The organism is Microbulbifer maximicatervae (SeqCode) (genome assembly GCF_052467825.1).
On the sequence record NZ_CP174327.1, the window covers coordinates 4892860 to 4919311 of the forward strand.

The window sequence follows — 26452 nt, forward strand, 5'->3', positions numbered from 1 at the left end:
CCCATGACCATCGATTGGACCGCTTTCACCCCGGGCACTTCACTCGCCGGGGGGCTGCTGATTGGCCTTGCCAGTGCCGCTTTACTCGCCTTTAACGGTCGTATCGCAGGTATCTCTGGCATCATTGGCGGACTGCTTGACCAAATCCAGGGCTCCCTATGGCGCCTGGCCTTTATCGGGGGGCTATTGATAAGCCCTCTTGCCTGGAAAATCTTTGCAGCAGTGCCCGACATTGATATCCAGGCAGGTTATCCCACCTTAATTGCAGCGGGATTACTGGTGGGCCTGGGCACGCGGATGGCTTCCGGTTGTACCAGTGGCCATGGTGTTTGCGGCTTGTCCCGACTCTCCACTCGCTCGCTAACCGCCACCCTGATATTTATGGCCGCGGGCTTCGCAACCGTGTTTCTAATGCGACACCTCCTGATCGGCCAGCTGGGGCAATGATGATGAAAACCAATATCAGCGCACTTTTGGCCGGGCTCACTTTCGGCCTGGGTTTATTGCTCTCCGGTATGGCCAACCCGGAGAAAGTCATCGGCTTCCTCGATCTAGCCGGCGCCTGGGACCCCTCTCTGGGACTGGTGATGTTTGGCGCTATCGCTGTGGGCCTGCCACTATTCCATTTCATCAGACGGCGAGGACTGTCTATCTGGAAGCAACCGCTTCACCTGCCGGCAAGTAACCAGGTTGATCGCCGCTTGGTATTGGGCAGCCTTCTATTTGGCGCCGGCTGGGGGCTGGCGGGGTTTTGCCCCGGACCGGCGATTGTCGCTACCGGGGCGGGACAACTTAAAGCAGTAATTTTTGTACTCGCCATGCTCACGGGTATGGGGATATTCCAACTCTTCGGGATCAAGCGCACTGCCGCAGTGGAGTAACTTGCGCTCAAGCACAACGGTGAGGCAACCGCCGTCTATCTTGTTTGAGCAGTTCACACAATTGCGGCAGGAAGAGAGCGGAAACAAGTGTAAGGATGCGGCTACTCCACCTAATCCCTCCATGGCTTCGACGCTACCAGCCCAAGTGGCTGGTGGGAGATAGTGTTGCCGCCCTCCTGGCCAGCATGATGCTGATCCCACAGGCCCTCGCCTATGCCGCACTTGCCGGCCTGCCCCCATATCTAGGGCTCTACGCTGGGCTGCTCCCATTAATAGGATACGCACTGTTTGGCTCCAGCTCAGTGCTGTCCGTCGGCCCGGTGGCCGTGCTCGCCCTAATGACCGCTTCAGCTCTGACCCCCATAGCCTCACCGGGAAGTCCCGAGTACATTTCCGGCGCCATATTATTAGCACTCTTGAGTGGAGCAATCCTGCTATTAATGGGGTTTCTTGGCCTCGGCAGCCTCGCCAACCTCTTGAGCCTTCCGGTTGTCGACGGTTTTGTCTCCGGCGCCGCGCTGCTGATTATTGCCGGGCAGATTGCCCCCTTACTGGGAATATCAAGCAATGGCGATACGGTTCTCGAGATATTGATCAGCACCTTTAACCATCTGCCCGAAACCGATCGGGAAGCAGCTCTGCTGGGGCTCATTGCACTGGCCAGCTTAATTGCCGCCCGACTAGGTTTGCCCTTCCTGCTCAGGAAAATCGGGGTCGGCCCAGCACGATCCAAGTTGCTTTCGCGGTTGGCGCCCATGCTTATCGTGGTGATTGCCATTGTGCTCACCGCTATTTTTCACTGGGAGAAGGAGTTACCCGTTGTGGGAGTTATTCCCGCTGGCCTACCGCACCTAAGTATCCCCTCTATTAACCCGGGGCTGATTTACAAACTGCTTTTGCCCGCCCTGATTATTGCCCTACTCGGCTTTGTCGAAAGCTTATCTATTGCTCACTCTATCGCCCAGCGGCGCGGCGAGAAGCTCAACACTAATGCGGAACTGCGGGGGCTGGGCGCCTCCAACCTTCTCAGCGCATTTTCAGGAGGGTTTGCGGTAACCGGCAGCTTTGCACGGACAGCCGTTAATGATGAGAGTGGAGCAAAAACCCCCCTCAGCGGCGTGATAGCCGCAGTGCTAATCGCCCTGCTACTTCTGTATGCCACCAAAGTCTTTACCGAACTGCCAATCTGCGTGCTAGCTGCCACCATCATTGTTGCAGCCGCAAACCTGATCAACTTCCAGGGTATGGCCCACCACTGGCGCTACGACCGCACCGATGGACTGGCTATGGCCGGCACATTTCTCGGGGTAGTGTTTTTTGGTGTGGAGACCGGGATTGCCCTGGGCGTGGGGCTCTCATTCGCCACATTGATCTGGCGAGCCAGCCGGCCACATATAGCTGTCGTGGGGCGTGTACCGGGCACCGAGCAGTTCCGCAATGTGCTTCGCTATACAGTGAAAACCGACTCTGAAATTTTGTTCCTGCGTATTGATGAGAACCTGTTCTTTAGCAACATCAATGCGATTGAGGAGCGACTTTTTGTAGAGATAAAGCGACATCGCAATACCCGCCATATGGTGCTGATTTTATCGTCTGTTAACCGGATCGACAGCACAGCAATAGAGCGTCTGTTACAAGTAAACCGGGATTTACAAAGTCGGAATATCCAGCTACATCTGGCTGAAGTAAAAGGGGCTGTACTGGATCGCCTGGGCCACTCCAAGTTACTGCAGGAATTGAGCGGCCGCGTGTTCCTCTCTCCCTACATCGCTGAGCTTGCCCTGCGCCACCATCAAATCTCCGATAGCGACAAACCATCCGAATAAGGTTGCGCGACTTGTAAGACAGCATTAAACACTGGCAAAATATCCAGTATTTGAGCAAAGAGCGCGATGGGCGGAAATAACCTTACCTCTGAACAGCAGGCAATTGCAGATCACGCCGGTGGTCACGCCAAGATCATTGCCGTTGCCGGCTCCGGCAAAACCACTGCTCTGTTGCACTATATAAAGAACCGCCTTGATGCAGGTATCGCCCCCGAACGACTGCTGGTATTAATGTACAACCGCAGTGCTCGGGAAGACTTCGACCGCCGCTTACGGCAGTTGGCTGAAGGCTCGATACCAGCGGTACATACCTTTCACAGTGTTGGATATCGTTTATACCAACGCATGATCGCCAATGATCATATCGCTGCTGCCAACCTATCCCCCCTGCCTCAATCCACAATCCAATTACAAATCTGGAAGGCCATTGAAGAGTGCGCGCCTACCCACGAACTCGAAGAGATTAGAGCACGGAAGCAATCTGAGATTGAGGCCGCTGAATTTTTTATCGACTACACCAAAACGATTCTATCGGGAGATCTCAGCGCATTTCAGGAATTAAAGCTCGGCGATGAATATATGTATTTCTTACAGGTATTTCGCACTTTTGAAGCTTGGCGTCGCAGCCAAAATGCGGTTACCTACGCCGATCTGATTTATGACCCAGCCATGCTGCTCAGCATGGATGAGGAGATGGCCGAGCAGTACGGTAGTTATTACGAAGATATCCTGGTGGATGAATACCAGGATATCAATGAGATACAACACTTTTTATTGCGAGTTCTCTACGGAAAATCTGGCAACGTCATCGCGATTGGCGACCCAGACCAAACAATTTACGAATGGCGAGGCTCCAAACCGGATTTCCTGCTCACATTTTTCGATGGGGATTTTCCCCCCTCGAATATTTATCACCTGAGCCGCACTTTCCGTTACGGCCACCAGCTATCCCTGGCCGCCAACCACTTTATTGAGAACAATCGCGATCGCGCCGATATATTCTGTGTTTCTGCCAATGAAGATCAGCAAACAGAAATCGAGCTGGTAAAAACCGATAAGGAGGGGCGCTGGCTTGTAGAGCACCTGCGCCGATGTCAAAAGCAAGGTCAGTCACTCAGGGATGTCGCCGTATTGGTGCGGCTGTGGTCTATCGCCGCTCCTATTGAACTGGCACTGCTGGCCAATAATATTCCCTACCGTTCAGCAAGCCGCAACACCGTCCTTTCGCGCCGGGAGCTGCGCCCCTTATTTTGGAGTTTAAATATTGCCTCCGGTCGATTCGCCGAACTTCCTCCCAAGCGTCGCCAGCAGGGACTTTACGAATGGCTGACCTCTCCCCATGTGCGTATTCCGCGCAAAGTCCTGGAGCCCACCTGTTCTTCTCTGGCAGCGCTGGACAAAGGCTGGGGCAAGAAGCTAATTGCCCTACTACCTGAAAACCTGAGCAAGCCCCAGACCAAGCGCTTGCGCCAACGGGCAGACCTGCTTACCCAGATTGAGAACTGGCGCGGTCACGCCGGAGAGCTACTGCGTCGCCATATCGGTGAACTGGAACTTCTCAGCGGAATCGCTGACGACGCCTTCACCCGCCAACAAGGGGAGGAGAGACAACAAACCATCCTCGCTTTCTGCAAATACCTGGACACTCTGAAGCAGCCGCCCGCTGAAGCCCTGGCACATCTACAAGAGCTGCAACGCCAACACCGGGAGGGCGAACAAACCGAAGCGGATGCTATACAGATAACGACTATGCACCAGGCTAAAGGTTTGGAGTGGGAACAAGTGATTATCCCCACCCTCACCCAGCACAATATGCCCTATCAGCCCCAACGGGACTTCAGCACACCCGCGTCACTGGAGAGCGAACGCCGCTTGATGTACGTGGCGATGACCCGCGCCAAGTCAAAACTCTTCTTGTTGGCCCCTGCAGAAGACCCCAAAAAGAATGATCCCGAGGCTTCGCAGCCTTCATTATTTATTAATGAAATGCAGCTTCCTTTAAGTAAATTGATGGCAGACTCCCTTAAGGAGCGCCCGGAAAAAATCGATACTGATGTACCGGTATCGCGTCAAGCACTCCACTATTTAGAAGCTTGCGATTACAACCCCAATATCAGTGCACCCCGGGCACCCATGCGAAAACCCGAACCTGGAGAGGGACTGCGACATCGAAAACTTGGCTATGGAAGGGTTTTGGGATGGGAGGACAAGCGTATCGAAGTTTTATTTAGCGATGGAAAAGCTCGGCGGTTTGATTGGGAGACTTTGTCACAATATCTGATGTAGCAATACCCAGGAACGTGTGTACCAAAAAAAATTAATTCACTCCGCTGTTATCAGGTTACCTAGTGCAAATATCTATCAAGAGCCTTCTTCACAATCATCTTTCCCAACTGCTTTCCATTGCGACTAAAATTCCGCAGGAAATATTTCACAGGCAGCTGGCACCTGACATGTTCAGCTTAGCCGAGAATGCAAAAATTGCAGCCAACTTTTCTCTTCGCGGATACTGCCCGCTCGTTGATCAGAAAATTGTAACATTTGAAGAAGATAGGAATACAAAAGAAAGTATTCTGAGAACTATCCAGAAAACACTAAATTATTTAGATTCTTTACCCGAAGTAACCGATCTGGACAGCAGTAGAAGAATCAATGATAAAGCGGGTTTTACAACTGTGGATCTCCCACAACCACAATATATCCATCAATATATACTTCCAAACTTACTATTCCATATAAGCATGGTTTATGCAATTGCACGCCACTGCGGTGTAACCCTTAGCAAGGGCGATTTTGATGGATTTCATAGTTATCCGATTGAATTTGGCTTTATTTGAAATCATCAAAATACTTCACTAAACCTTACCCCTCACAGCATTAAAAATGCACCTCAATATAAACCGCAATTATTACTATAATACTAAAGTTCAAATTTAAAAAAATCCATATCACTTAAAGTCAATTGACCAGCTCTATCAAAAAAAACATAAACACGACATAACTAAATATTCACGCGAAAATTTTTCATGGAATGGAAATAACCGGTATGAAAATCTCTAAACTATTTTTACTCTCCTTAACTATAACAATTTCTAATGCCTCTTTAGCCGAAGAGAAGCCATTCTATATAGGGTTTGGCCTGGGCTACTATGACTTTGATGGCCAGAAGGCTCAGTCTGATCATTACCTTGATGGCCAGCGCTTTGGCGATCAAACAAATTCTTTAAATATTTATCTCGGATATAAATTTAACCCGCACTTCTCTTTGGAAGCTGGATACAGCAATTTTGGCAGTGCCTACGACGAATATATCGCCTCAGTTAACTATTATGACGAATGGGAAGAAGAGTACAAACATGCCTACATCGCGGATGACGAAACACTTGAAGTCAGCAGTTTTCAGTTGAGCGGTGTCGCTCACTACCCGGTTCTCGAAAAACTGACCTTGAGTGCGAATCTCGGTATTTCCTACACCAGGGTCGACAGTGAGTTCAGACCTGTATCCACTTGGTGGTCACTCATATCTCCAATTGAGAGGTACAGTGAAAAAGATGTGGATCTAACATACGGCCTTGGTGCTACCTATGACTTTACCGATAAGTTCTCAGGAAAGCTTCAGTGGAAGACAATCGATAACGATATCGTAGCCGTTAACGGGTTTGACCTATCACTGGAAGCCCGCTTCTAATCCACCTTGCAAACAGGAGGGGCTACAGAGAAAGCAGCTGCAGCTCCCTTCGCTCACTAAAGTTAAAAACAATCAAATGCCTCTGGGCCACCTAGAGGTAGCCGGGAGCCAATCGGCAACCAAGAAAATCTCGGCTTGCACTAAATACCCCCAAAATGCCTAATCTTTAGCCAACATAATGATTTTTAAGGATTTTTTCATTCTTTAGGTTGACTTGCACCAGGGGCATCTATAATATCCGCATCCGTAACGCGCTCGTAGCTCAGCTGGATAGAGTACCTGGCTACGAACCAGGCGGTCGGAGGTTCGAATCCTCCCGAGCGCGCCATACAAACGAAGGGCTTATGCTTAATGGCGTAAGCCCTTTTTTGTTATAGTGCGGTAAAACCCGCATGCATATATCACCGCCAGCACTACCTTTATGCCTGAGTCGGCCCCACCGCTATCAACTCCCCCAGAACTCCACCACTAGGCATCCGTCACCGGGCCGCAACACAAGAACTTCTAGGAAGTATTCCTCACCCTGAACCCATTGCTGGGAGCTAGTGATGGAATTGGCGGGTCACTGCCAGAAACATAAATTGCCGGTGATACAGATAAATTTATACAAGCAGGGGCTGAGCCAGTTCCTCTTTCCCAAGAAGAAAGCCAGCGATTGGGTAAGCACTAGATTTTAACTGAGCTCCACTAGCAACAAGTAAGTGGGCGAACCCCAGTCGACAAATAGCCAACGAAAAGCCATTATCAGGTGTAATAGAATTACGCATCAGCACTCTCTGCTGAAGAGCAATAATCATACCCCCTCGCGTACAGACCATTTTAGATGCTAGATAAATTGAGGGGCGAGCTTCTCGATGATATAACCCACCTCTTCCACATCAACTCATGAATGTAAATGATGCTCTCAACATCACCACCAACCGATAAGCAATAAACCTTGTAGTATCGACTCAATAATTCACAACTTAGCTAACGTTACTATGCTAATAGGAACGTAAGATCAAAACAGTCACCATAATTCATATTGGCTGATTGTAAGCAGCCCCCTTTTTCACTTGCAGGCGCGATCGTAATTACCCCAAAAGGAATGACGCAGGCATAAATTATATCGCTTATAGTTAATGAGCACAGAACATGACGCGTTTTCTATCTTTTCTGACATGGAAAAAAATACTTGTCGGCTATTTTTCAGTAATCTTCATCTTTGCTGCCATATATAGTGGATGTGACTCCTGTATAAATGAAAATCTCGACTTCACAAAAAGCATCTACTTCAGCATTGTAACAATTACAACTTTGGGCTATGGAGAAATTCACCCTATCAATGAACTCGGCTATCTACTAACCTCCATTGAAACACTGACGGGAATTGCAACATTTGGGTTACTTTTGAATGAATTTACAAAATACCAATCAAACCGACAAGAAAAATTAAGACAAGAAAAAAGAGTCGAACAATTAAAAAATGCATACCATTATTTTCGAGTTCATATGGCCGACTTTTGTGCCGCGGCTATCAGCACCATAACCCACAAAGAACAAGCCCCAGCATCCTATGACATGATGGGTTTTAGAGAATATTTGGAGAACAACAATAATAGAAATGCAAATATCCTTAAGGAAGCCCTCCCTCATGACTACAAGTTCAGAGCAATGGTCATGACGGAATACAAAATATATGCCCGACAAATAGAACTGGCTTGCTCAACAATAAACCTCCACGATACAAGGCTATTGGACTTCTTCTACACCCATATAAGCCAGTCTGTCCGACTTGAAGCTGTGAGTGAAGCATCAGAGACATTATCAGAAACTCTATTCAATCTAATCAATGACATTATGGCAGGAGTCGATGCAAATGGAGGCAGGCGTGACCGTGACATATATTTGGGTTATATCAATTCACTAGAGTCGCACGTTAGCCAAGGCTAACAGACCACCAAAAGGTGATTCTAATACTACCTTGCTCACCCAAATAGATAGCACCGATAATTTCATGAATATGATTCAGAATGGCACTAACAATGTCGGAGAATCTATACAGATTGAAAGCTCACTGGGTACCGTTCAAATTTTACAAATCGGGGATCAAAATGAGAGTGGAATATCTCACAGCTTAAGCATTTCTGATTTTGCCAGCTCTACACAATTTGGCACTGGAAATATATTCAGCCTTGGTCAGAATGCAGGCGGTAATAATTTTGCTATTGGAGATCAAGTTGGTGAGCTAAATACCGTGTTAGCCAATTAAATATAAGCCAGCAAGGCATGCAAAATTCACAAACACTGTTTCAGACAGGCTCAAAAATTAGCTCATGGAACACCCAAAGCGGCATGGAGAACTCTGTAATGCCGAATCAAAGCGGAATGAACCACACTTTAACATCCCTTCAAAACGGGACTCTGAACAGCCTCACAGCTAGCCAAGGTGGAACCTCACAACTTACCAATGTGACCCAGCTGGGAACAAGCAATAGCGGAACGATCAGTCAGTAGTCGCCGTAGAGCCTCAAAAGCCTCTTATAACCTCTAGAAAGCCCTACCCACGGCTCCTGAGCCAAACCCCTTTGTGCGAAAGCAGAAACAGGCATACAGGCTTTGCGGTCACCAAACACCAAAAAAGTACTTCATATGAAAAAAGTGCTTGACTCTACCTACACCAATCTATATTGTGCGCCTCCTCGACGCGCTCGTAGCTCAGCTGGATAGAGTACCTGGCTACGAACCAGGCGGTCGGAGGTTCGAATCCTCCCGAGCGCGCCACTTTCAAGGGGCTTACGTTTTTTGACGTAAGCCCCTTTTTTATTGCGATAACCTCAACACCAAAGCACAGCTAGGCTTTGGATTATGGAAACAAGGAGAAGTTTTCAGGGGGTAGCGCCATGGATATCACGACTCTGAATGTACTTAAGCAGCTAGGTTTGTCAGCCGCAGTCTTTTCCCTATCTACGGCCGCATTAGCCATTGAATGCGGCGACACTATATCTGAGCCCACCACTCTATCTCAGGGTCTGAATTGCGAGTTGAGTATCACCAATCCTGTAGCGCTCACCATTGTAGGCCCATCAGGGAGCCTGAATATGGCGGGGTTTGAGCTTAGCTGCGTATCTCTAGACCCAACCCAAACAGATTTCTACGCAATAGACCTCCAGGGCACCGCAGCATCTCTCAGCAACGGCCAACTAACCAACTGCACCAATGGTGTCATCACCTCCAGCTCAGGCTTCCACTCCATCTCCAATATGGAAATAAATAGCGCTGTAAGAAATGCAATTTTGCTATTCGGCAACGGCAATACCATCACCAACGTCGATATTACAGGTCCTGCTTCTTCAACCATCTCTGATGGTATTGAGGTTTTTGGCGATTACAACACCATTAGTCGCAGTAAGGTACTAGGAGGCGGAGACGAAGGCATTGAAATCCTGGGAAACTATAACAATATCTCCTTTACTACCGTTTCCGGGTTTAGCGAGGACGGCTTCGAGATTGATGGCAACTTCACATTTGTATCTAACAGCATCATTGAGAATAACGGTGAAGCTGGAATCCTGATAAACGGTAATTTCAACAACATAGCAAGTAACAATGTGGCGGATAATGGGCAGGTGGGCATTAATCTAAGTGGCGGCTCAAGCAATTCGATTGCAAGCAACAGGGTATCCAATAATGGGCTATCGATACTATCAAGCAATGGCGGTATTATCGTTACTGACTCGAACAGCTTAAACAACCGTATTACCGGGAATATCCTAAACGGCAATCAGCAATTTGACCTCGCAGATCCCTTTGACCCCGGCTGCAATGAGAAAAACCTCTGGAGTGGAAACCAGTTCACTACTTCAGACCCCGCATGCTTAGACTGACCACCCAAAAGAGAAGTGGCTTGCGCTGCAAGGGCGGGCACCTCCAGTCTCACGAAGGCTATATCCGGGATTTAAACAGAAGCAAATAAGACTCAGGTACCAAAATTACTGTTCAAAGTTAAACCAAGTTGAATCAAGAGTCTCAATAGTTAAAAATGCATGAGGAGCTGTCAAAATCAGAAGTAAGGGACTACATGACTGATATCCTCAAAGATATACTTCAGTTCGTACAGAATGTGGGGCTTAAGAATGGCCTCTTTGTCATATTTTTCATCTTTGCGCATTACCTCCTCTTCTGGATGTACAGTGGGCGCCTGAAGGACCGACAAGTTGAAATTGACCGGCTTGCGGCAGATAATAAAGAATATAGGGACAGGTTTTTAAAGCTGATGGACAACGCCTTCTCTTATTCACCTCCCACTAGGAAAAACGCGCCCAAGAAGCCAATTAATGAAAAGGAGTTTGAGTAGTGCTCTATCTATTGCCGGCAATTGCTCTTGTCTTCATTTTCGCGAAAATGTATCAGCTTCTGGAAGTAAAGAAGCATGATCAACACTTATTTGAGTTTTGTCAGCTGCGGAGAGATACGATCAGCTATCTCTCCGATTCTTATACCGACCTATCAAGAAATGATTACATAGCCTTACGCAAGATCAATGATGCACTCAGCACCATCATTGCCGGCTATAAAGAGCACAGAACGGTTGTGTTTAATCTCAGGTTATTTTCAGAGTATGTCAATCAGCTAAAAGCCTTTGAGAAAAAGGCCGAGAAGATATCAACCAGCAATCCAGATATACAAGAGTTACTAAACAGAGTTCATCAGTCTATATTTAATGCCTTTCTGGCATTTACCCCCTACCTAAAATCAGAACTCGCGTTCAATGTAGTGATGAAATTGATCTCTCTGGGAGTAAATGCCGGGGCCAATTCATTCAGGGCACATTTGCTAAGCCTTAAAGAAGCCAAAACCCTGCTCAATACCTTTAAAAAGCATTCCTCCCCTTGCTGAGCCCCTCTTTTTCAGCCACCGAGAGCTTTTCAGCTATATGCATGGCAAGCGCTATCAAGGGCAAACTTTGATACCAGCCAGTACGCCAAGCGCTGATATCAATCCTGCTGGGAGTCAGCCAATAAGGCTGGACTCTGTGGACACTCAAGATTCTATGCGTGAAAAGTAACTAAAGGCGGAATTTTCAGTCAAGCAAAAAGCACTGAAAAATCAATGGGTTAATACAGAAATACACTTATTTTTTGGAATGTTTAATATCCCAAATTAGGACAGCACTCCATCCAGCATCAAACTATTGATATTTAACTAAATAGTCATCTTCAGTTCATGTTAAACCATTCGGTCATCGTCGATATATCGATAATTTCGAAAAAATCGATATACGAAATAATCATTACCAGAAAACTGAAAATAAGACGCACAGATCTATAAATCGCACTTTTTTCTCACCGAAATCCCTTACAACCGAGAAAAAACTACGGACCGTTCAACCCATAAAAAGTAATATCATACGCTTTTTCCGCCCCCCTTCTTACCCGACAAAACCCGCTCTCTCCATTTAGTCAATATCAAAGATTCGGTGTCTATATCCTTGCGACGTAAATACCTTATAGGTGCAGAAATGGAACTCAGTTATATCCTTATTATATGTACAGTGATCATCGTGATTTTCACTGCCTGCGCCTATCTGTACAACTACATCCTTACAGCAAGCGCAACATTTTATCGCTCACCAGTGCAAGAGGATGAGACTGCGATACGCAATCATCTCAATGATAAAGATACGATCAACATACTTGTCATTGACGGTGGTGGTATCCGTGGACTCATACCACTATATGTCATTAAGCACTTGGAAAAAGCACTGGGGCAACCAGTTGACGAGATTTTCGATGTGTTTAGTGGTGTCTCGACGGGCGCTGTCATTGTTACCGGGTTGAATGTCCGCTCATCTCACCTGGCTAAAAACTATGCCAATGTCGATTCAAAAACAGACTTGCTTATTAACTTATACAAGTCGAAAAGTAATTATCTGTTTTCAACCCCTTGGTATCATAAACTGCTTACGGCATCCGGTCTTTTTTCTCCAAAATATTTGGGTCGCCGCCTTCACAAAGTAATGGAGAAGCACTATACACCAGAGCTTAACTTCACCGATTTGAAAAATTATGTGATTATCCCCTCACTCAGTGTGAATACTGGTGAACTTCACCTCTTCAAAAACCGAGGAGGAGATACCAGTGAGCTTCCTACCAACAGCCTATACCAACTGGTCACAGCTGCAGTTAGTGGGGTTTCACTATTTCCCCCAGTTGGCTTTATGGCTGACACCAAAGAAGTGGGCCATAAATACTTTGCCGACGCAGGTATTTCTGCCAACAACCCTGCAAGTGTTGCGCTCCTGGATATCATCAAAGAGTTCCCTCACAAGAACTACTATGTGCTGATTCTTGGGTCCGGCACCTCCCCGCTAACCAGTTCGCAGGTGAAATATAAAGACCTGAAAAACTGGGGCATACTACAGTGGGCACGAGATGCTATCTCAAGTGTTCAAAGATCAATGGATGAGCAGCAATTGCACGCCCTGGAAATTGCTTCATTACTCTCCAACAATGTAAAGATCAAATATGACTATCTCAATGTAGAGGTAACTGAACCCCATGTCGGTCTATTTGAATACGACAATATCGATTCACTCAAGATTCACTCAGATCGACTCATTAAAAACAATAAACAGAAAATACAACAGGTAATTGACCAATTGGCCACTGCCAACGGATAAAAATCTCATCACGATGTAAGGCGGCAACTCAACAAAACGGTTGCCGCCTAATCTAAGGACAGTGGCATTCACTCTATCAGAAAATACACGCTTAGCACCCAACATCCTCTCACCCGCCTGCCAGCAAACCAACCAACAAATATTTTACTGATTTATCGCTAGTGACATTACTCTTCAGGAGCAAAATCAAACGGCGTTTAACCATGCCAAAGCTTCGCTATCTAATCACAATTCTAATTACACTGACTTCTTGCCTCTTTGTGAATGTAAGAGCTGGAGAGCTTCATGATCGTGAGGCTCGAAACAGGTGTATAAAAACCTGTAAGAATAGCTACTATGACTGCATTAGAGATAATGAAAATCAAGACTGGTGCGTAGAGAAGAAGATCCACTGCGATAATATATGCTATGAGTACGAAGAAGATCGCTGGCGCTGGTATCGGGATAAATCTTCCAACCATTAACCAATAAGCAGATATATGTAAGCCGTCCTATAGGACATCAAAGCAACATAGGATAGCTGTGCATTAAGCGTATATTTTGCTAAGATCCAGGTCCTGCATGAATTATCTACCAATAAGAAAATATGAAACTCCTCTCTATAAACGTATCCAAAAAAATAGATTGCGAATACAAGGGTAAAACTGTAACAACGGGGATCTTCAAGAAGCCAGTCCAAGGAAAAGTTTTTGTTGGAAAGAATAATTTGGAAGGAGATGAGCAGGCAGACTTAAAAAATCATGGCGGCAAAGATATGGCAATATATGCGTTTTCTAATGACCACTACCCTTACTGGGAAGACCTGTTAGGCAGAAAGAGCCTTAAGTATGGCGCATTTGGTGAGAATTTAACGGTAGAAGGGCTTCGAGAACAAAATATCTTTGTTGGAGACCAATTCCGCATAGGCAGTTGTATCCTTGAGGTAAGTCAACCCAGAATACCCTGCTTTAAGCTAAGCATGGCCCTTGATAATGACGCTGCAGCCAAGATTCTCACTAGCAGCTTTAATTGCGGTGTATATTTTAGGGTTGTTAAAGAGGGGCATATAAAAGAAGGGGATTCGATTTGTAAGATAGCTGAAGCTCCAAACTCAATCGACATACGATCTATGTTCAGAGCTTTTTTTGATAAGCAATTTCCCAATACCAAGCAAGTACTCCAGGCTGCAAGTCAGCTACAACCCTTATCCAAAGAATGGAGAGAGAAAGCTGTAAGGCGGCTCTCTAAACTCTGACAATTGAGTAATTTATCACATCAGCCTACTAACTATGTTCCCTCCGAAAGTGAGCCTCCAGGAGGGCTATATAGCAAAAGTTAAAACCCGGCATTACCCCGGATTTAAATGTGTTAATCGTAGTTTTTTAGAGAAAAGTACTAACTTATTAAACAGACAAGAATTAATAGGCTTCCTCAAGTTGATATTACTGCGCGAGCTATGCTCGAACACCCCCTATTGCCATCTACCAATATATTTGCGGATAAAATGATAGCTATTATCAAGCATTCAACAACTTAAACGGATCCTGTCAGAATTGGCCTTGGCAAAAGGGTTCATTCATATACTTGGATACGCCCAATACCCAAGAATCTTTTGCTAATATCACAGACACCAACCATTCAAAACCTTACATCAAGCTACAGCTTATTATACACCCTGCAAAATTTAACATAGGGCTTCGAAGATATTAACAAATAAAAAGCAACTGAAAAAATAATTACCACCCCAGTGTACTGAATAAAATATAAAACCCATAAATATATAATAAACGGCAGAACTAACACAGATAATTTCTTAACCCCAATACTGGCAATATGCAACGATGCATAAATACAGATAAGTACTGACAAAGAGGCGCACACCAACAAAAGGGATGATGAAGTTATGGTAATCATGAGCACCCCCAGTACAGCAAAAACAGCAGCCCCAAAGTATCTCGTGCCAGGTTCAAGTGCTCCCATGCTAATGGGGGCGGCCATATATCCAACTATATGATAGCCAGATACGATCACCATAAGTGCTGCCCAACTATCAGCATGAGCAAGTACAACTGCTGCTATCAACCAATTAGTAAGCATCGAGCGCCTTGATAAATTATGTACAGGATCTAAAACAGCTAACCATCGCGGCATTTGCCCTACAGAGGCCATTGCAAATAGAATTCTTGACGAGGCCCCCAAATAAGTATATCCAGATGCCGAGGGACTTATCACACTGTCTGCGAGTAGTATCATTGCAAGAAAGTGCAAGCCAAGCAGTGTCGCCAAGTCCAAAAGCGGCGAGTCAAAATTAATCCCTTGCCAACCACCATTTTCCACCAGAAGATCGTTCGGCACTGAGGCCATAAAAGCATATTGCAATGCAAGATAAACAAGCGTCATTATTGTTATTGATAAAGTAACGGCCAAAGGAATATTACGCTTGGGATGTTTTATCTCACTTGCAAAGGCAACGCTGATCTGAAAGCCATTAAACGAATATATTAGACCTGCCCCAATAACAGCGGAAAAAGCGCTTCCAAACCCAAACTCCTGATTAGAGTCAATTGAAAAATTTGACCCACTTGTATCACTACTAAATACAACTATAAGTAATACAACTATTGCAAAGGTGGGAGTAAATATCTTTAGAACAGTGACAACATTATTGATCTTGGCAAGAAACCGTATTCCATAATAGTTAATCAGCAAATATACAAAAAGAATACTTAACGCGAGAACCTTCCCCCACGGAGTCAAGGTGTGATTGTCAATTAACAAAGAGGAATCTATAGCAGATGAGAGGTATTGGGTAGTTGCCTGCGCCTCGGTCGCAACAACCATTAATGTGCCAAACCAGTTAGCAAACGCAAATGGCATTCCAAAAATACTATTGTGCGACAATGCACTGGATTGAGCGAGGGCTCCTCGGACTGGGTAGAATGCAACGACACGGCTTAGGCACAAGCCAACCATCAAGACCAAAAGTGCTGCTAATATCCAAGCTCCAAAAGCCCAATTACCTGCATAGTTTGCCGTAAGCTGCGCACTAAACAACCAGCCCGAACCTATCATACAGGTGGCACTAAGCAGCGTAGCACTCAACAGAGAAACGCGTTTTTTTCCGCCTTTGGCACAACCCATATCGACCGTTTTCTAGAGTGTTATGCAGGCGTCTTCTCTATTTAATCTGATAGCTCCTGCTACTAATATCTTTAGTTTAGCCAGCCCAGTTCATTTCAACCAAAAACAGTAAGTTATCTCTTTCTACTTCAGGTATAAGTCAAAATTAAAAATGGAGATATTGTATAGAAGCCTTTAAAGGCCTTATAGAAATTTGACATGAGCATCAACTCGCCTTTCCAAAAGCTTAGGGCTGCCTGCCGGAAGGCACGTTCAACATATGCAGGAATGAAAGTTAACGCGACTATACAGAGGGCTGAAGGAAATCCCAGCGGTTGCATCTTTCAACATCAAGGTGTTCTTTCAAGATTGACGCCATACGCCCCCGCATCCGCCAGAATTTTTCTGGCACATAGTTAGTCGCAAAAGCTATAGAGGCCTTACATTCAGGAACAACTAAAAGGTAAGCCGTAGCCGCATCATCAGTCACGCCACCGTGATGCAGTACCAACCATGGCTTATCTTGCTCCCCTAGATTTATGCCACCCACCCGCCAACCAAGGGAATATTTTTCCTTGTTGATTTCGCCATTGCGTAATTTCAATGGCACAGAAAGCGCTTGTAGGGCATCTGTAGACAAAAATCCATTTTCATAGGTAGCTTGAGCCATTCTTACCAGATCAGAGGGTGTTGATATAAATCCTCCACCTCCAAAAAGGAAACTCCTATCTCGCTTGGTCGTTGATTTAACATGCACACTCTCTTTACTGGTACTTGAATAATAGGCCGCTTCATTTTCGTGCCCTGCAAAAGAAGTGTCCAACTCTGTGGCTTTCATTCCCAGGTAAGCCCAGAATTCGGAACTGAGATAATCAACGTACCCTTTTTGCGAAGCCTGCTCTACAACAGCGGATAGCAAAATATAACCATTCGATGAATAACGATATTCTGTTCCAGGTTCAAATAGCAGAGGGTGCTTATCAAATACGTAAAATGCATCAAGTGGGTGTTGATGATCTTTTATATTGGAAAACTCAGCCAAATCTCTTTCCGGTGTATCATGTGGCACACCAGCGGTATGTGCGGCAAGTTCAGCAACACTGAATAGCCGAGTATAATGGGGCCTCTCTACATACTTACTAACCGGATATTGCAGATCGAGTTTACCTTTAGTAACTAGCCGAGCTACAGCTAATCCCGTCATCGGTTTAGCCAAACTACCAACTGAATACTGTGTACTTGTATCGGCTTCCAAACCCTTTTCAATATCAGCAAGACCTACCGCTTGCGCAAAAGCCACACGATTATCCAACCCTATCGCAACGGATAAAGATGGTAGATTGTACTCCTTCTTTAATTCTGCAACCTCAGTCATAACTTTAGAAAAATTATTCTCGGCTGCTGAGGCTTCCTTAGGAAGCCCTACGAAGAGCACCATTAAACCAAATAGCAAATAACTTCTTAACATTTTTCTCACTTCAAATTCACTATAATAATTCTGGGGATCATAAATTCGTAAATAATAGCTGATCTACTACCTAGTAAAGCCTCCATCTTCAGCCAAGAAAAAGGGGATCACACTTAATCAGTTACAGTTTAATTAGACGCAATCAATACTGAACTTGGATTCAATAGATAAATTAATTTTTATATCGACACGCACTTTAATTATACAGAGACATACTTGACTCATCTCTCATTGGAGCATCCATAAGGGGGGCCCCATATAAGTTGCTAAAGTAGCGCGGCTATCGCTATATCGAGGCTATCAAAATTTGGGTAAGTTCTTTCGGCATATCTAGCATCACATCATGACCACAGGGAAGGTTTATCGTCTCCCAACCAAGTTCTCTCTGGGCTCTCTCAAAGAACGGCCTACCAATTCCTGGTGCCCACCCCGACGCATAGATGTATCGGTGCCGAGCTACTTGCTTCCATAAGCCCTGTAGTTGAATCGGTTGCTCAAATGATCCCAGAGGATGGTCGACACAGCGCCGATCCACCCACGCCTGATCTTGAATGTTAACCCCGAAATCTATTGCAGGACTTGGCGCTACGCGAAATCCATCACCCTGAGTTCTGGCAATATCCTGAAAATTCAACCCGACCTCTACAGGCAAAAGATCTAAGACGTTTTGCCCATCCTCTGGAACTAAGGCATCAAGATAGACAAGGGATCGTATATGCTGGTGCACCTTATCAGCCACACCGGTTATTACCACTCCACCATAACTGTGGCCACACAAGACAATATCCGTTAACTCTTCACATGCGATAACACCCAGAATGTCTTGTATATGCGTATCCAGGTTGATTGTGCCATCTAAAAGGTGCGCCCTTTCTCCGAGCCCCGTCATAGTTGGGCTATAAACCTCATGGCCGTACCGCCTAAGAAACGCTGATACCCGCTTCCAACACCAGCCTCCCTGCCAAGCACCGTGTACCAGAACAAATGTTGCCATAAAGACTTAACCCCACGACCAGGCACTCCACCTGTATGAATTATCGCCACTTTTAGCTTCCACCCCCATCCCAAATGATAAACGGTTGACAGGTCTAGGACGCTTGACCTAGCATTATTGATTCTAGGTCAAGCGTCCTAGACCCTGTAATGCTAGTTAAAGAGGAAGTACAGCATGGCAAATCTATTTCAATCCTTCGATTTATCAGGTCTTCGACTTACAAACCGCATGGTTATGGCGCCGATGACGCGAAATCGAGCGGACAAAAATGGAGTCGTAACACCCATGATGGTTACGCACTACCAACAGCGGGCAAGCGCTGGCCTAATTATCGCTGAATCATCTCCTATCTCTACGCAAGGTGTGGGATACCCTTACACGCCAGGTATATACACCGCTGATCAAGTTGATGGTTGGAGGAAGTTAACCCATGCAGTACATCAAGCTAGTGGGAAAATTTTTATACAGCTGCAACATTGCGGGCGCATTTCCCATCCCGACCTACAACCAGATAAAAAGGCTCCCGTGAGCGCATCTGCAATTAAACCAATTGGGCAAGCGGTTACCTACGAGGGGCATAAGGACTTTGCTCTTCCTCGTGCACTAGAAACTAGTGAGATTCCAAAAATCGTGGAGCAATTTGGCTTTGCTGCACAAATGGCTAAAGAGGCCGGCTTTGATGGAGTTGAAGTTCACGGCGCTAACGGGTATCTGATTGATCAATTTCTGCGTGACGGGACTAATCATCGCAATGACCTCTATGGTGGAAATATAGAGAATCGCATGCGTCTTTTAAACGAAATAATTGATTCCGTGATGGAAACTTGGCCTTCAAACCGTATAGGCGTGCGTCTAACACCAGAGAATAGTTTTAACTCAATGTCTGACTCTAACCCACAAGAAAATTTCGAGTATGTTTTAGAGCAGCTAAGTAACCGGAATATTGCCTACGTTCATATTCTGGAAGGCGATATGATGAAAAAAGAGAGAGCCGTAAATTATCCAGCTTTACGCGAATGCTTTAAGGGTGTGTATATCGCGAATAATGGCTATAATCTCGAACTGGCCCAAAAATCCCTGAAAAGTAATAATGCCGATCTAATTGCATTTGGAACACCATTTTTAGCCAACCCTGATTTAGTTTACCGACTAAAACAAGGCATATCACTCAATCAAGCCGACCACTCAACTTTTTACGGTGGAGATGAAAAAGGCTACACTGACTACCCATTTGCCTCAACCCAAATAGAAATTCAGTAAAGTAATCGATATGGAAAAACTAGACACCCGCGAGCGAATCATCGCAATAGCAGATGACTTATTTTATCAACAGGGTTTTGAGCATACCTCATTCAAGGATATCGCTAATCTTTTAAATATTTCTCGCGGAAACTTCTACCACCATTTCAAGACTAAAGATCAAATTCTATCTGGTGTTATAGAGAGAAGATTGCAAAAAACCCAAGCAATGCTGGAAGAATGGGAAACACAAGGGAATACATCTGAGCAACGGATAAAATGTTATATCCGTATTGTCATTGCCAACTGGGATAAGATCAGAGATTTCGGCTGTCCCGTAGGTACTCTCTCCAATGAACTTGCCAAGTTGAACCATGTAGGGCGAGAGGATGCCAATAAAATTTTCAGTCTGTTTCGGGAATGGCTAAAAACACAATTTACACAACTAAATCCCAACACTGATACCGATAAACTAGCTCTACAGGTTCTCTCTTGGAGCCAGGGTGTTGCAACCTTAGCAAATGCTTTTCAGGACAAGGACTATGTTGAGTACGAAGTCAATAAAATGTGCTCTTGGGTTGACACATACAAGGCGAAAGCTTAGCGCTATTTACAAGGAACTGTGAGTATATGTTTGTTATTTTGTTAAAATTTTCAGAAAAAAAATCACAAGCAGCAAAATATATGACTGGCCACAGAGAGTGGTTACAGAAAGGTTTCGATGATGGAGTTTTTATACTGTCTGGAAGTATAAAACCTGGAATTGGTGGAGGTATCCTAGCATTTAACACCACTTATGAAGAATTGCTAATACGCATCGAACAAGACCCTTTCGTATCTGAAAAAGTGGTTAGTGCCGATGTCATAGAAATTAATTCATCCAAAGCTAGTCCGCAGCTTAAATTCTTATTAAGACCCGAGGCAACGGTTAGGTAATTGGTATGGCCGCGCAACTTATTCAAAGCCATGATGGTAAATACCGTTGTAACTGGTGCGCTTCTGCACCAGATTTCCTGGAGTACCATGACAACGAATGGGGCTTTCCAGTTAGTGACGATTTTCGCCTATTTGAAAAGCTATGCCTGGAAGGTTTTCAGTCTGGTTTAAGCTGGCGTACAATTCTTGCCAAAAGAGAAAATTTTCGGGAAGCTTTTTATGGATTTAATTTTAATAAAATAGCCCGTTTTACCAATACAAATGTGGAAAAGCTGCTATTAAATGAGGGAATAGTCCGACACCGAGGTAAAATCGAAGCCGTTATTAATAATGCCAAATGTGCCAGGGAAATCGTAAAGAACGAAGGATCTCTTGCATCATTTCTCTGGAGATACGAACCTAAAAAAGAGATGCTTGGCAAGCCTCAGTCCATGTCTACCTCAAACGAATCGATCACACTATCGAAAGATTTGAAAAAGTTAGGCTGGAAATTTGTAGGTCCAACAACTGTCTATGCCTTTATGCAAGCAATGGGATTAATTAATGACCATCTAGAGGGATGTGTAACGCGATCTAAGGTAGAGAGTGCAAAAAATAGGTTTGTAAAACCCTGATGCTTGACTAGAACTAACCCGCACGATAATAGGTAATCTATAAAAGGGTAGAGCTTGATAGGGGATGAACCCAAGGTAAAAGATATTACCTCTGATACATCCCCTATCTTATTCACCAAGCTGCTCACATATAAAATTGTATAGTAATTTTAACCGATAGGAGGACATACGGTCCCCAGGCCTAAGTGAATAAAGGTTTAGCTCAGCAGTTTGGAAGCCTGTCAAAATCGGAACTAATCGCCCCTCTCTAAGATCATCATCAATAATAAAATGGGGGATCAGTGCAATGCCCTTCCCCTCTAATAAAGCACAATGGAGTAATTTACTGTTATTAGAAGTCAACCTAGGTTCCAGATAAATATCGAGCCATTTACCTTTATCTTTAAACTGCCACACACTGGGTTTACCCGGTAAGGTATATACCAAACAGTGATGCTCACTTAACTCACGGGGGTGGCCTGGCTCCCCATATTGTTTAAGGTACTCAGGCGCCGCACAAGCAACTCGATGATAACTGGTAATTTTTCGGCATAACAAGGCGCTATCAGCTAGCTCATTAGTTAGCCGTAGCACAAGATCAAACTTCTCTTCTAGCACATTCACATAATGATCTCCCATTTGAATATCTAGAAGGATTTCCGGGTACCGATCCATAAACATATTCAAAATGGAACCGAACTTGGATAACCCCCAAGACATCGGGACGCCAATCCGTAACTTTCCTCTAGGGCTTTCATTGGATTCACACAAGTCATCCTCTAAAGCATCCCACTTGCTGAGCACTTCAAGTGCCCGCATGTAACACCGTTCCCCGGAGCTAGTCACCTGCATATGCCGAGTACTGCGGCGCAAAAGCGTGGTTCCCAGGCGAGATTCCAATCGCTCTACCGACTTAGAAACCCAAGCTGCAGACACACCCAAACGTTTTGCAGCGCTAGTAAAGCTTCCACACTCCACGACCGTACTGAAAACCCTCAAGCTCTCTAATTGATTAATTCCTGCCATATTCAATAAATAGTTGAAACTGTAATTACCTAATGTCTGATTTACACAAAAATTCGTTAATTGTCAAAATATGAAAAATCTTAATGGGTAAGAAATATTTATGGCTATCAAATATCAAAATCTATTCAACACCGTTGAAATCGGTAACTTACGTATGCCCAACAGGCTCGCAGTCGCACCTATGACACGGGTCAGCGCCGGGCTGGATGGTCGCGTTGGTCCATTGATGGAGGAGTACTATGAGGGATTTGCCCATGGAGGGTTTGGGCTGATTATTACCGAGGGATTATATACTGACAGACTTTATAGTCAGGGTTACAAGTATCAACCTGGTATGACCTGCCACGATCATGCACAGAGCTGGAAGCCGATTATCTCAAGAGTTCATAGGCAAGGAGCCCGGATATATGCCCAATTGATGCATGCCGGCGCCCTTTCGCAATATAACCCTTATACCAATCAAAATGCTGGCCCCTCTATGGTTCGTCCCCAGGGAAGTCAAATGCCCTTCTACTATGGAGAAGGCCTCTATCCCATGCCGGAAGCCATGACACAGCGAGATATTGCAATGGTTGTTGAGGGCTTCGCTCAGGCTGCCCGCCTGGCACAACTTGCCGGCTTTGACGGTGTTGAGATACACGGTGCCAATGGCTACTTGTTAGACCAATTTTTAACCACCTATACCAACAAACGAAAAGACTGTTATGGAGGAGTACTCACTAACCGTTTACGTATTTACAAGGAAACACTTGAATCAGTAAGGACAGCGGTCGGAAAGGACTTTGTAGTGGGCGTTCGTTTCTCTCAGAAAAAAGTGAACGATACCAACTATATTTGGCCTGAAGGCGAAGCTGGAGCTGCTGAAGTTTTCGAGCTAATGAAGCAATGTGGTGCCGACTATATTCATACCACCGAACCAAAAATAGACACTCCCGCCTTTGAAAACAGTAACTCATTAGCAAGTCTGGCAAGGAAATATAGTACTCTACCGGTTATTGCCAACGGCGGAATTACAGACCCAAAACTCGCAGCTCAGGTCCTAAAAAACAATGAAGCAGATATCATCTCGCTTGGTAAAACGGCCCTAGCCAATCAGGACTGGCCCAATACCATAAAACGAAATCAGTCCCCAAAGAACTTCACTTTTGATATGCTTTCACCCCATGCGACACTGGAATGTGCTCGCGATTATTTTCAAAGAAACAGCTAAATAGTTACCTGAGGACGGCGGAGGAATTTAATTACCCTTCCCCTCTTTGTAGACCAGGCAATGGCTCTAAGCGAGTGAAGGGTAATCTTAAAATTAGCAACTTTAGCTTTCTGACACCTTAAATTGATTAGTTTTTATTATGGAAAATATCTAATGTTTTCAGAGATAGCTCTATCAAGTCAGCCGTTTGATCACTATCTACATTCTTGACAACGCTTATGGAGCGGGCATGATCAGGACAAAGCATTAGCATGGTTCTTCCGCCAACTCCTTCACCGCTCATCAATTTAATGTTTGGATGCTCCTCGATAACGCTAATCAGCTCCGCATCCTCCTCCGGATCATACCAATTGCTTAAGCTGATAAAGTCAACAATCCAACCAATACCGTAGCTAACTTCCTCACCACTTGTTAGAGTTCCTGGGCTAAAAAGCTCAGAAAGCGATTCATCACTCAGATAGCCACTATCAAGATGTGACATAGCAAACCTAACCAGGTCACTTGGTGTAGAGAGCATACCTCCGCCGGCATATTTATAGCTACTATTTACTTCTGGAGAGTTGATTAGACTTCCTCCCCAGTAAGAATAAGCTCTTTGCCTGTGGGAAATTATGGGAGAGTTTTCATCAAAAGTACTATTTTTGGGGTTCAAAGGATCAAATGCTTCCTCTTAAGCTAACTTCTTAAATTCAGTTCCTGATGCAGAATTATCTGGTGTTTGGGCATTTAAATTCCGCTTCTCCAGCACCGTAACACAGATAGATAGTGGCTAGAGTTATAGCTCCAAAAACCCTCTTTATCTTTTGATAGTTTTCTGTAAATATTCATACTAGTCCTTATCCATATAGAGAATAATAATGAAGGATTATGTGATTATTGGTGGTGGTCATAACGGCCTGGTCTGCGCTTGTTATTTAGCAAAAGCAGGGAAAAAAGTAACGATCCTTGAACGCCGGTCTATAGTCGGGGGGGCAGCAGTAACTGAAGAGTTCTACCCAGGTTTTAGAAATTCTGTAGCAAGCTACACAGTAAGTTTGCTCAACCCGAAAATCATCGAAGATCTCAATCTCCGTGAACATGGCTTGGAAATCAAGTTACGGCCACAAGCTAACTTCTTTCCACTTTCAAATAGTGAAAGTCTCTCTTTCCATAAAAATATCTTGGATACACAAGCTGAGATTGCACGTTTCTCAGAAAAGGACGCAGCCACCCTACCTGACTTTTATGCCATGCTGGAAACCGTAGCAGATATTTTGCGCGAGGAATTACTCCGCTCTCCCCCTAATGTGGGCGGTGGCTTTGTGGATTTAGTTCGTGCTGGGGGCTTTGGCTTAAGAGCGAAAAAGTTAAGTATGTCATCTCGTCGCGATGCACTTGACCTGTTCACCAAGAGTGCTTCAAGTGTATTGGATGCCTGGTTTGAAAATGGCCATGTCAAAGCTGCATTTGCTTTCGACTCTATAGTCGGAAATTATGCAGCTCCCAGCACTCCTGGCTCTGCCTACGTGCTGTTACACCATGTATTTGGCGAGGCTAACGGTGAGAAAGGCGCTTGGGGACATGCTATGGGCGGTATGGGCGCTATCACTCAAGCCATGCGAAAAGAAGCTGAGCGCCTTGGGGTCAATATTCGTACAGATGCGGAAGTCAAAGAAGTTCTGGTAGACCGTAGTCGTACCAACGGCGTACGGCTTAGCAGTGGAAAAACTATTACGGCCGACAAAGTAATCGCCAATGTCGGTCCCAAGCTGCTTTACTCCCGGATGATTGACGAACAACACCTAGAGCCAGAGTTCCGCCGCCGCGTACGTGGATTCAGGGTAGGTTCCGGTACTTTCCGTATGAATGTAGCACTGTCTGAACTCCCAGACTTCATCTGTAAGCCTGGAACTCACCTACAACAGCATCATCAATCTGGGATAGTCATTGGTCCAACAATGAGCTACTTGGAGCAGGCCTTTGTCGATGCAACTCAATACGGCTGGTCAACACACCCCATTGTAGAAATATTGATCCCCTCCACCATCGATCCTACTCTTGCTCCAGAAGGCAAACATGTCGCCAGCCTATTTTGCCAGCAATTCGCTCCAGAACTTCCGCAAGGAAAAAGCTGGGACGACTATCGTGACCAAGCTGCAAAAACAATTATCGATACTGTCACCCACTATGCCCCCAATTTTCGTGATGCGGTAATCGCCCAACAAATTCACTCACCGCTAGATTTAGAGCGCAAATTTGGCCTCATGGGAGGTGATATATTCCATGGTGCCCTAGGACTGGACCAACTGTGGAGTAATCGCCCCTTTATGGGCTTTGCAGATTACCGCACACCGATACAGGATCTTTATCTCTGTGGCTCGGGTAGCCACCCGGGAGGCGGAGTTACTGGAGTACCTGGGCATAATGCTGCTATGGAGATTCTCAGAGATAGATAAGAGTGGCCTGCAGTATGCGGGCCCTTTATCGCTTTACTACCAATTAGCTTTGATTCCAACTAGTAGCTCTAAAGATTCTGCTATTTTAAATAGTTGGAACACCTATTTCGAACACTTCACAGATTCCTCTGACGCTACAAAATATATGAGTGGCAAACAGTTATTTCCTTTGAGGATGATTGAATATCTAGTGCCCAGCGCCACAAAAACCTTTATTTTGATTATCGCCCTCTACCATTTATAGCCATCAAGGTTCTTCACGATTTTAACGGGTATCTGCCGCCGCAGCTGATTTAGAAAACAGCACTTCTATAACAGTTTATTTATCTTGTTGGTTCCTACACTTCCGATCTCTATATCTCTTACATAAACACTTTATATTTAAATAATAACCAA

Annotated in this window: 24 protein-coding genes, 2 tRNA genes and 1 pseudogene; 21 read left to right on the forward strand and 6 right to left on the reverse strand. The window is 45.0% G+C overall.

The genetic code is table 11. The features are described 5' to 3' along the window. Positions 1-3 precede the first annotated feature (3 nt). The 7 genes from ACJJII_RS21505 to ACJJII_RS21535 all read left to right on the forward strand — a co-directional run bounded on the left by ACJJII_RS21505 (position 4) and on the right by ACJJII_RS21535 (position 6723). Positions 4-447: a YeeE/YedE family protein gene (locus ACJJII_RS21505; RefSeq protein ID WP_444917680.1), complete on the forward strand. Its 444-nt coding sequence runs from the start codon at positions 4-6 to the stop codon at positions 445-447. Beyond that, complete coding sequence (locus tag ACJJII_RS21510; RefSeq protein ID WP_444917681.1) at positions 447-881, forward strand: DUF6691 family protein; 435 nt, start codon at positions 447-449, stop codon at positions 879-881. The genes ACJJII_RS21505 and ACJJII_RS21510 overlap by 1 nt, the downstream gene beginning before the upstream one ends. Positions 882-976: 95 nt before the next feature. Continuing rightward, positions 977-2707, forward strand: a complete 1731-nt coding sequence (locus ACJJII_RS21515) for a SulP family inorganic anion transporter (protein ID WP_444917682.1) — start codon at positions 977-979, stop codon at positions 2705-2707. A 66-nt stretch (positions 2708-2773) separates the two neighbouring features. After that, on the forward strand, positions 2774-4993 hold the full coding sequence (locus ACJJII_RS21520; protein WP_444917683.1) for an ATP-dependent helicase: 2220 nt from the start codon (positions 2774-2776) through the stop codon (positions 4991-4993). A gap of 62 nt (positions 4994-5055) precedes the next feature. Next, entirely contained in the window at positions 5056-5544 is a 489-nt protein-coding gene (locus ACJJII_RS21525; RefSeq protein WP_444917684.1) for a DUF1993 family protein, read from the forward strand. 209 nt (positions 5545-5753) lie between these two features. Next, complete coding sequence (locus tag ACJJII_RS21530) at positions 5754-6395, forward strand: outer membrane beta-barrel protein (protein ID WP_444917685.1); 642 nt, start codon at positions 5754-5756, stop codon at positions 6393-6395. Between the two features lie 251 nt (positions 6396-6646). After that, positions 6647-6723, forward strand: a tRNA-Arg gene (locus ACJJII_RS21535). Between the two features lie 274 nt (positions 6724-6997). On the opposite strand, the gene ACJJII_RS21540 is transcribed toward ACJJII_RS21535, so the two are convergent. Further along, positions 6998-7192 carry a hypothetical protein gene (locus tag ACJJII_RS21540; RefSeq protein WP_444917686.1) on the reverse strand — a complete coding sequence of 65 codons (195 nt, stop codon included), beginning with the start codon at positions 7190-7192 and terminating at the stop codon, positions 6998-7000. Between the two features lie 337 nt (positions 7193-7529). On the opposite strand from ACJJII_RS21540, the gene ACJJII_RS21545 reads away from it, so the two are divergent. The 8 genes from ACJJII_RS21545 to ACJJII_RS21580 all read left to right on the forward strand — a co-directional run bounded on the left by ACJJII_RS21545 (position 7530) and on the right by ACJJII_RS21580 (position 14290). After that, positions 7530-8327, forward strand: coding sequence for a potassium channel family protein (locus ACJJII_RS21545; RefSeq protein WP_444917687.1), 798 nt, complete (start codon positions 7530-7532; stop codon positions 8325-8327). 64 nt (positions 8328-8391) lie between these two features. Then, the gene (locus ACJJII_RS21550; protein ID WP_444917688.1) at positions 8392-8646 is read left to right on the forward strand and encodes a hypothetical protein; all 255 of its coding nucleotides are present in this window, start codon (positions 8392-8394) and stop codon (positions 8644-8646) included. A 435-nt stretch (positions 8647-9081) separates the two neighbouring features. Beyond that, a tRNA-Arg gene (locus ACJJII_RS21555) sits at positions 9082-9158 on the forward strand. A gap of 119 nt (positions 9159-9277) precedes the next feature. Continuing rightward, positions 9278-10261 (forward strand): right-handed parallel beta-helix repeat-containing protein, encoded by a 984-nt coding sequence (locus ACJJII_RS21560; RefSeq protein ID WP_444917689.1) that lies wholly within the window; start codon positions 9278-9280, stop codon positions 10259-10261. A 155-nt stretch (positions 10262-10416) separates the two neighbouring features. Further along, positions 10417-10731 carry a hypothetical protein gene (locus ACJJII_RS21565; RefSeq protein WP_413662626.1) on the forward strand — a complete coding sequence of 105 codons (315 nt, stop codon included), beginning with the start codon at positions 10417-10419 and terminating at the stop codon, positions 10729-10731. An 11-nt stretch (positions 10732-10742) separates the two neighbouring features. Beyond that, positions 10743-11273, forward strand: coding sequence for a hypothetical protein (locus ACJJII_RS21570; RefSeq protein ID WP_444897854.1), 531 nt, complete (start codon positions 10743-10745; stop codon positions 11271-11273). Positions 11274-11895: 622 nt separating this feature from the next. Next, entirely contained in the window at positions 11896-13056 is a 1161-nt protein-coding gene (locus ACJJII_RS21575; RefSeq protein WP_444917690.1) for a patatin-like phospholipase family protein, read from the forward strand. Positions 13057-13642: 586 nt separating this feature from the next. Beyond that, positions 13643-14290 carry an MOSC domain-containing protein gene (locus ACJJII_RS21580; protein ID WP_444917691.1) on the forward strand — a complete coding sequence of 216 codons (648 nt, stop codon included), beginning with the start codon at positions 13643-13645 and terminating at the stop codon, positions 14288-14290. Positions 14291-14691: 401 nt separating this feature from the next. Here ACJJII_RS21580 and ACJJII_RS21585 read toward each other — a convergent pair whose 3' ends face one another. The 3 genes from ACJJII_RS21585 to ACJJII_RS21595 form a co-directional block, all read right to left on the reverse strand. Next, entirely contained in the window at positions 14692-16176 is a 1485-nt protein-coding gene (locus ACJJII_RS21585; protein ID WP_444917692.1) for an APC family permease, read from the reverse strand. Between the two features lie 283 nt (positions 16177-16459). Further along, positions 16460-17623 carry a serine hydrolase domain-containing protein gene (locus tag ACJJII_RS21590; RefSeq protein WP_444917693.1) on the reverse strand — a complete coding sequence of 388 codons (1164 nt, stop codon included), beginning with the start codon at positions 17621-17623 and terminating at the stop codon, positions 16460-16462. A 286-nt stretch (positions 17624-17909) separates the two neighbouring features. Beyond that, positions 17910-18617, reverse strand: coding sequence for an alpha/beta hydrolase (locus ACJJII_RS21595; protein WP_444917694.1), 708 nt, complete (start codon positions 18615-18617; stop codon positions 17910-17912). A 174-nt stretch (positions 18618-18791) separates the two neighbouring features. Between ACJJII_RS21595 and ACJJII_RS21600 the strand changes: the two genes are divergently transcribed. The 4 genes from ACJJII_RS21600 to ACJJII_RS21615 are packed head-to-tail and all read left to right on the forward strand — an operon-like array spanning position 18792 to position 21406. Beyond that, on the forward strand, positions 18792-19877 hold the full coding sequence (locus ACJJII_RS21600) for an alkene reductase (RefSeq protein WP_444917695.1): 1086 nt from the start codon (positions 18792-18794) through the stop codon (positions 19875-19877). Between the two features lie 10 nt (positions 19878-19887). Continuing rightward, a complete protein-coding gene (locus tag ACJJII_RS21605; RefSeq protein ID WP_444917696.1) occupies positions 19888-20460 on the forward strand; it encodes a TetR/AcrR family transcriptional regulator in 573 nt (190 codons plus the stop codon). 26 nt (positions 20461-20486) lie between these two features. Continuing rightward, positions 20487-20792 carry a YciI family protein gene (locus ACJJII_RS21610; RefSeq protein ID WP_444917697.1) on the forward strand — a complete coding sequence of 102 codons (306 nt, stop codon included), beginning with the start codon at positions 20487-20489 and terminating at the stop codon, positions 20790-20792. A 5-nt stretch (positions 20793-20797) separates the two neighbouring features. After that, the gene (locus ACJJII_RS21615) at positions 20798-21406 is read left to right on the forward strand and encodes a DNA-3-methyladenine glycosylase I (protein ID WP_444917698.1); all 609 of its coding nucleotides are present in this window, start codon (positions 20798-20800) and stop codon (positions 21404-21406) included. Positions 21407-21514: 108 nt separating this feature from the next. Here the strand turns inward: ACJJII_RS21615 and ACJJII_RS21620 are convergent, their stop codons facing one another. Continuing rightward, positions 21515-22411 (reverse strand): LysR family transcriptional regulator, encoded by an 897-nt coding sequence (locus ACJJII_RS21620; protein WP_444917699.1) that lies wholly within the window; start codon positions 22409-22411, stop codon positions 21515-21517. 100 nt (positions 22412-22511) lie between these two features. Between ACJJII_RS21620 and ACJJII_RS21625 the strand changes: the two genes are divergently transcribed. Then, a complete protein-coding gene (locus tag ACJJII_RS21625; protein WP_444917700.1) occupies positions 22512-23621 on the forward strand; it encodes an NADH:flavin oxidoreductase in 1110 nt (369 codons plus the stop codon). Positions 23622-23748: 127 nt separating this feature from the next. On the opposite strand, the pseudogene ACJJII_RS21630 reads toward ACJJII_RS21625, so the two are convergent. Next, positions 23749-24276: pseudogene (locus ACJJII_RS21630) on the reverse strand (serine hydrolase); the annotation flags it as partial. Between the two features lie 202 nt (positions 24277-24478). Here ACJJII_RS21630 and ACJJII_RS21635 point away from each other — a divergent pair. After that, complete coding sequence (locus tag ACJJII_RS21635) at positions 24479-26056, forward strand: phytoene desaturase family protein (protein ID WP_444917701.1); 1578 nt, start codon at positions 24479-24481, stop codon at positions 26054-26056. The last annotated feature ends 396 nt before the right edge of the window (positions 26057-26452 follow it).

Bases quoted from the DNA above. Each gene is read 5' to 3' on its own strand.
- ACJJII_RS21505 (WP_444917680.1), top strand. From the start codon at position 4: ATGACCATCGATTGGACCGCTTTCACCCCGGGCACTTCACTCGCCGGG.
- ACJJII_RS21510 (WP_444917681.1), top strand. From the start codon at position 447: ATGATGAAAACCAATATCAGCGCACTTTTGGCCGGGCTCACTTTCGGC.
- ACJJII_RS21515 (WP_444917682.1), top strand. From the start codon at position 977: ATGCGGCTACTCCACCTAATCCCTCCATGGCTTCGACGCTACCAGCCC.
- ACJJII_RS21520 (WP_444917683.1), top strand. From the start codon at position 2,774: ATGGGCGGAAATAACCTTACCTCTGAACAGCAGGCAATTGCAGATCAC.
- ACJJII_RS21530 (WP_444917685.1), top strand. From the start codon at position 5,754: ATGAAAATCTCTAAACTATTTTTACTCTCCTTAACTATAACAATTTCT.
- ACJJII_RS21540 (WP_444917686.1), bottom strand. From the start codon at position 7,192: ATGATTATTGCTCTTCAGCAGAGAGTGCTGATGCGTAATTCTATTACA.
- ACJJII_RS21545 (WP_444917687.1), top strand. From the start codon at position 7,530: ATGACGCGTTTTCTATCTTTTCTGACATGGAAAAAAATACTTGTCGGC.
- ACJJII_RS21550 (WP_444917688.1), top strand. From the start codon at position 8,392: ATGAATATGATTCAGAATGGCACTAACAATGTCGGAGAATCTATACAG.
- ACJJII_RS21560 (WP_444917689.1), top strand. From the start codon at position 9,278: ATGGATATCACGACTCTGAATGTACTTAAGCAGCTAGGTTTGTCAGCC.
- ACJJII_RS21565 (WP_413662626.1), top strand. From the start codon at position 10,417: ATGCATGAGGAGCTGTCAAAATCAGAAGTAAGGGACTACATGACTGAT.
- ACJJII_RS21575 (WP_444917690.1), top strand. From the start codon at position 11,896: ATGGAACTCAGTTATATCCTTATTATATGTACAGTGATCATCGTGATT.
- ACJJII_RS21580 (WP_444917691.1), top strand. From the start codon at position 13,643: ATGAAACTCCTCTCTATAAACGTATCCAAAAAAATAGATTGCGAATAC.
- ACJJII_RS21585 (WP_444917692.1), bottom strand. From the start codon at position 16,176: ATGGGTTGTGCCAAAGGCGGAAAAAAACGCGTTTCTCTGTTGAGTGCT.
- ACJJII_RS21590 (WP_444917693.1), bottom strand. From the start codon at position 17,623: ATGTTAAGAAGTTATTTGCTATTTGGTTTAATGGTGCTCTTCGTAGGG.
- ACJJII_RS21595 (WP_444917694.1), bottom strand. From the start codon at position 18,617: ATGGCAACATTTGTTCTGGTACACGGTGCTTGGCAGGGAGGCTGGTGT.
- ACJJII_RS21600 (WP_444917695.1), top strand. From the start codon at position 18,792: ATGGCAAATCTATTTCAATCCTTCGATTTATCAGGTCTTCGACTTACA.
- ACJJII_RS21605 (WP_444917696.1), top strand. From the start codon at position 19,888: ATGGAAAAACTAGACACCCGCGAGCGAATCATCGCAATAGCAGATGAC.
- ACJJII_RS21610 (WP_444917697.1), top strand. From the start codon at position 20,487: ATGTTTGTTATTTTGTTAAAATTTTCAGAAAAAAAATCACAAGCAGCA.
- ACJJII_RS21615 (WP_444917698.1), top strand. From the start codon at position 20,798: ATGGCCGCGCAACTTATTCAAAGCCATGATGGTAAATACCGTTGTAAC.
- ACJJII_RS21620 (WP_444917699.1), bottom strand. From the start codon at position 22,411: ATGGCAGGAATTAATCAATTAGAGAGCTTGAGGGTTTTCAGTACGGTC.
- ACJJII_RS21625 (WP_444917700.1), top strand. From the start codon at position 22,512: ATGGCTATCAAATATCAAAATCTATTCAACACCGTTGAAATCGGTAAC.
- ACJJII_RS21635 (WP_444917701.1), top strand. From the start codon at position 24,479: ATGAAGGATTATGTGATTATTGGTGGTGGTCATAACGGCCTGGTCTGC.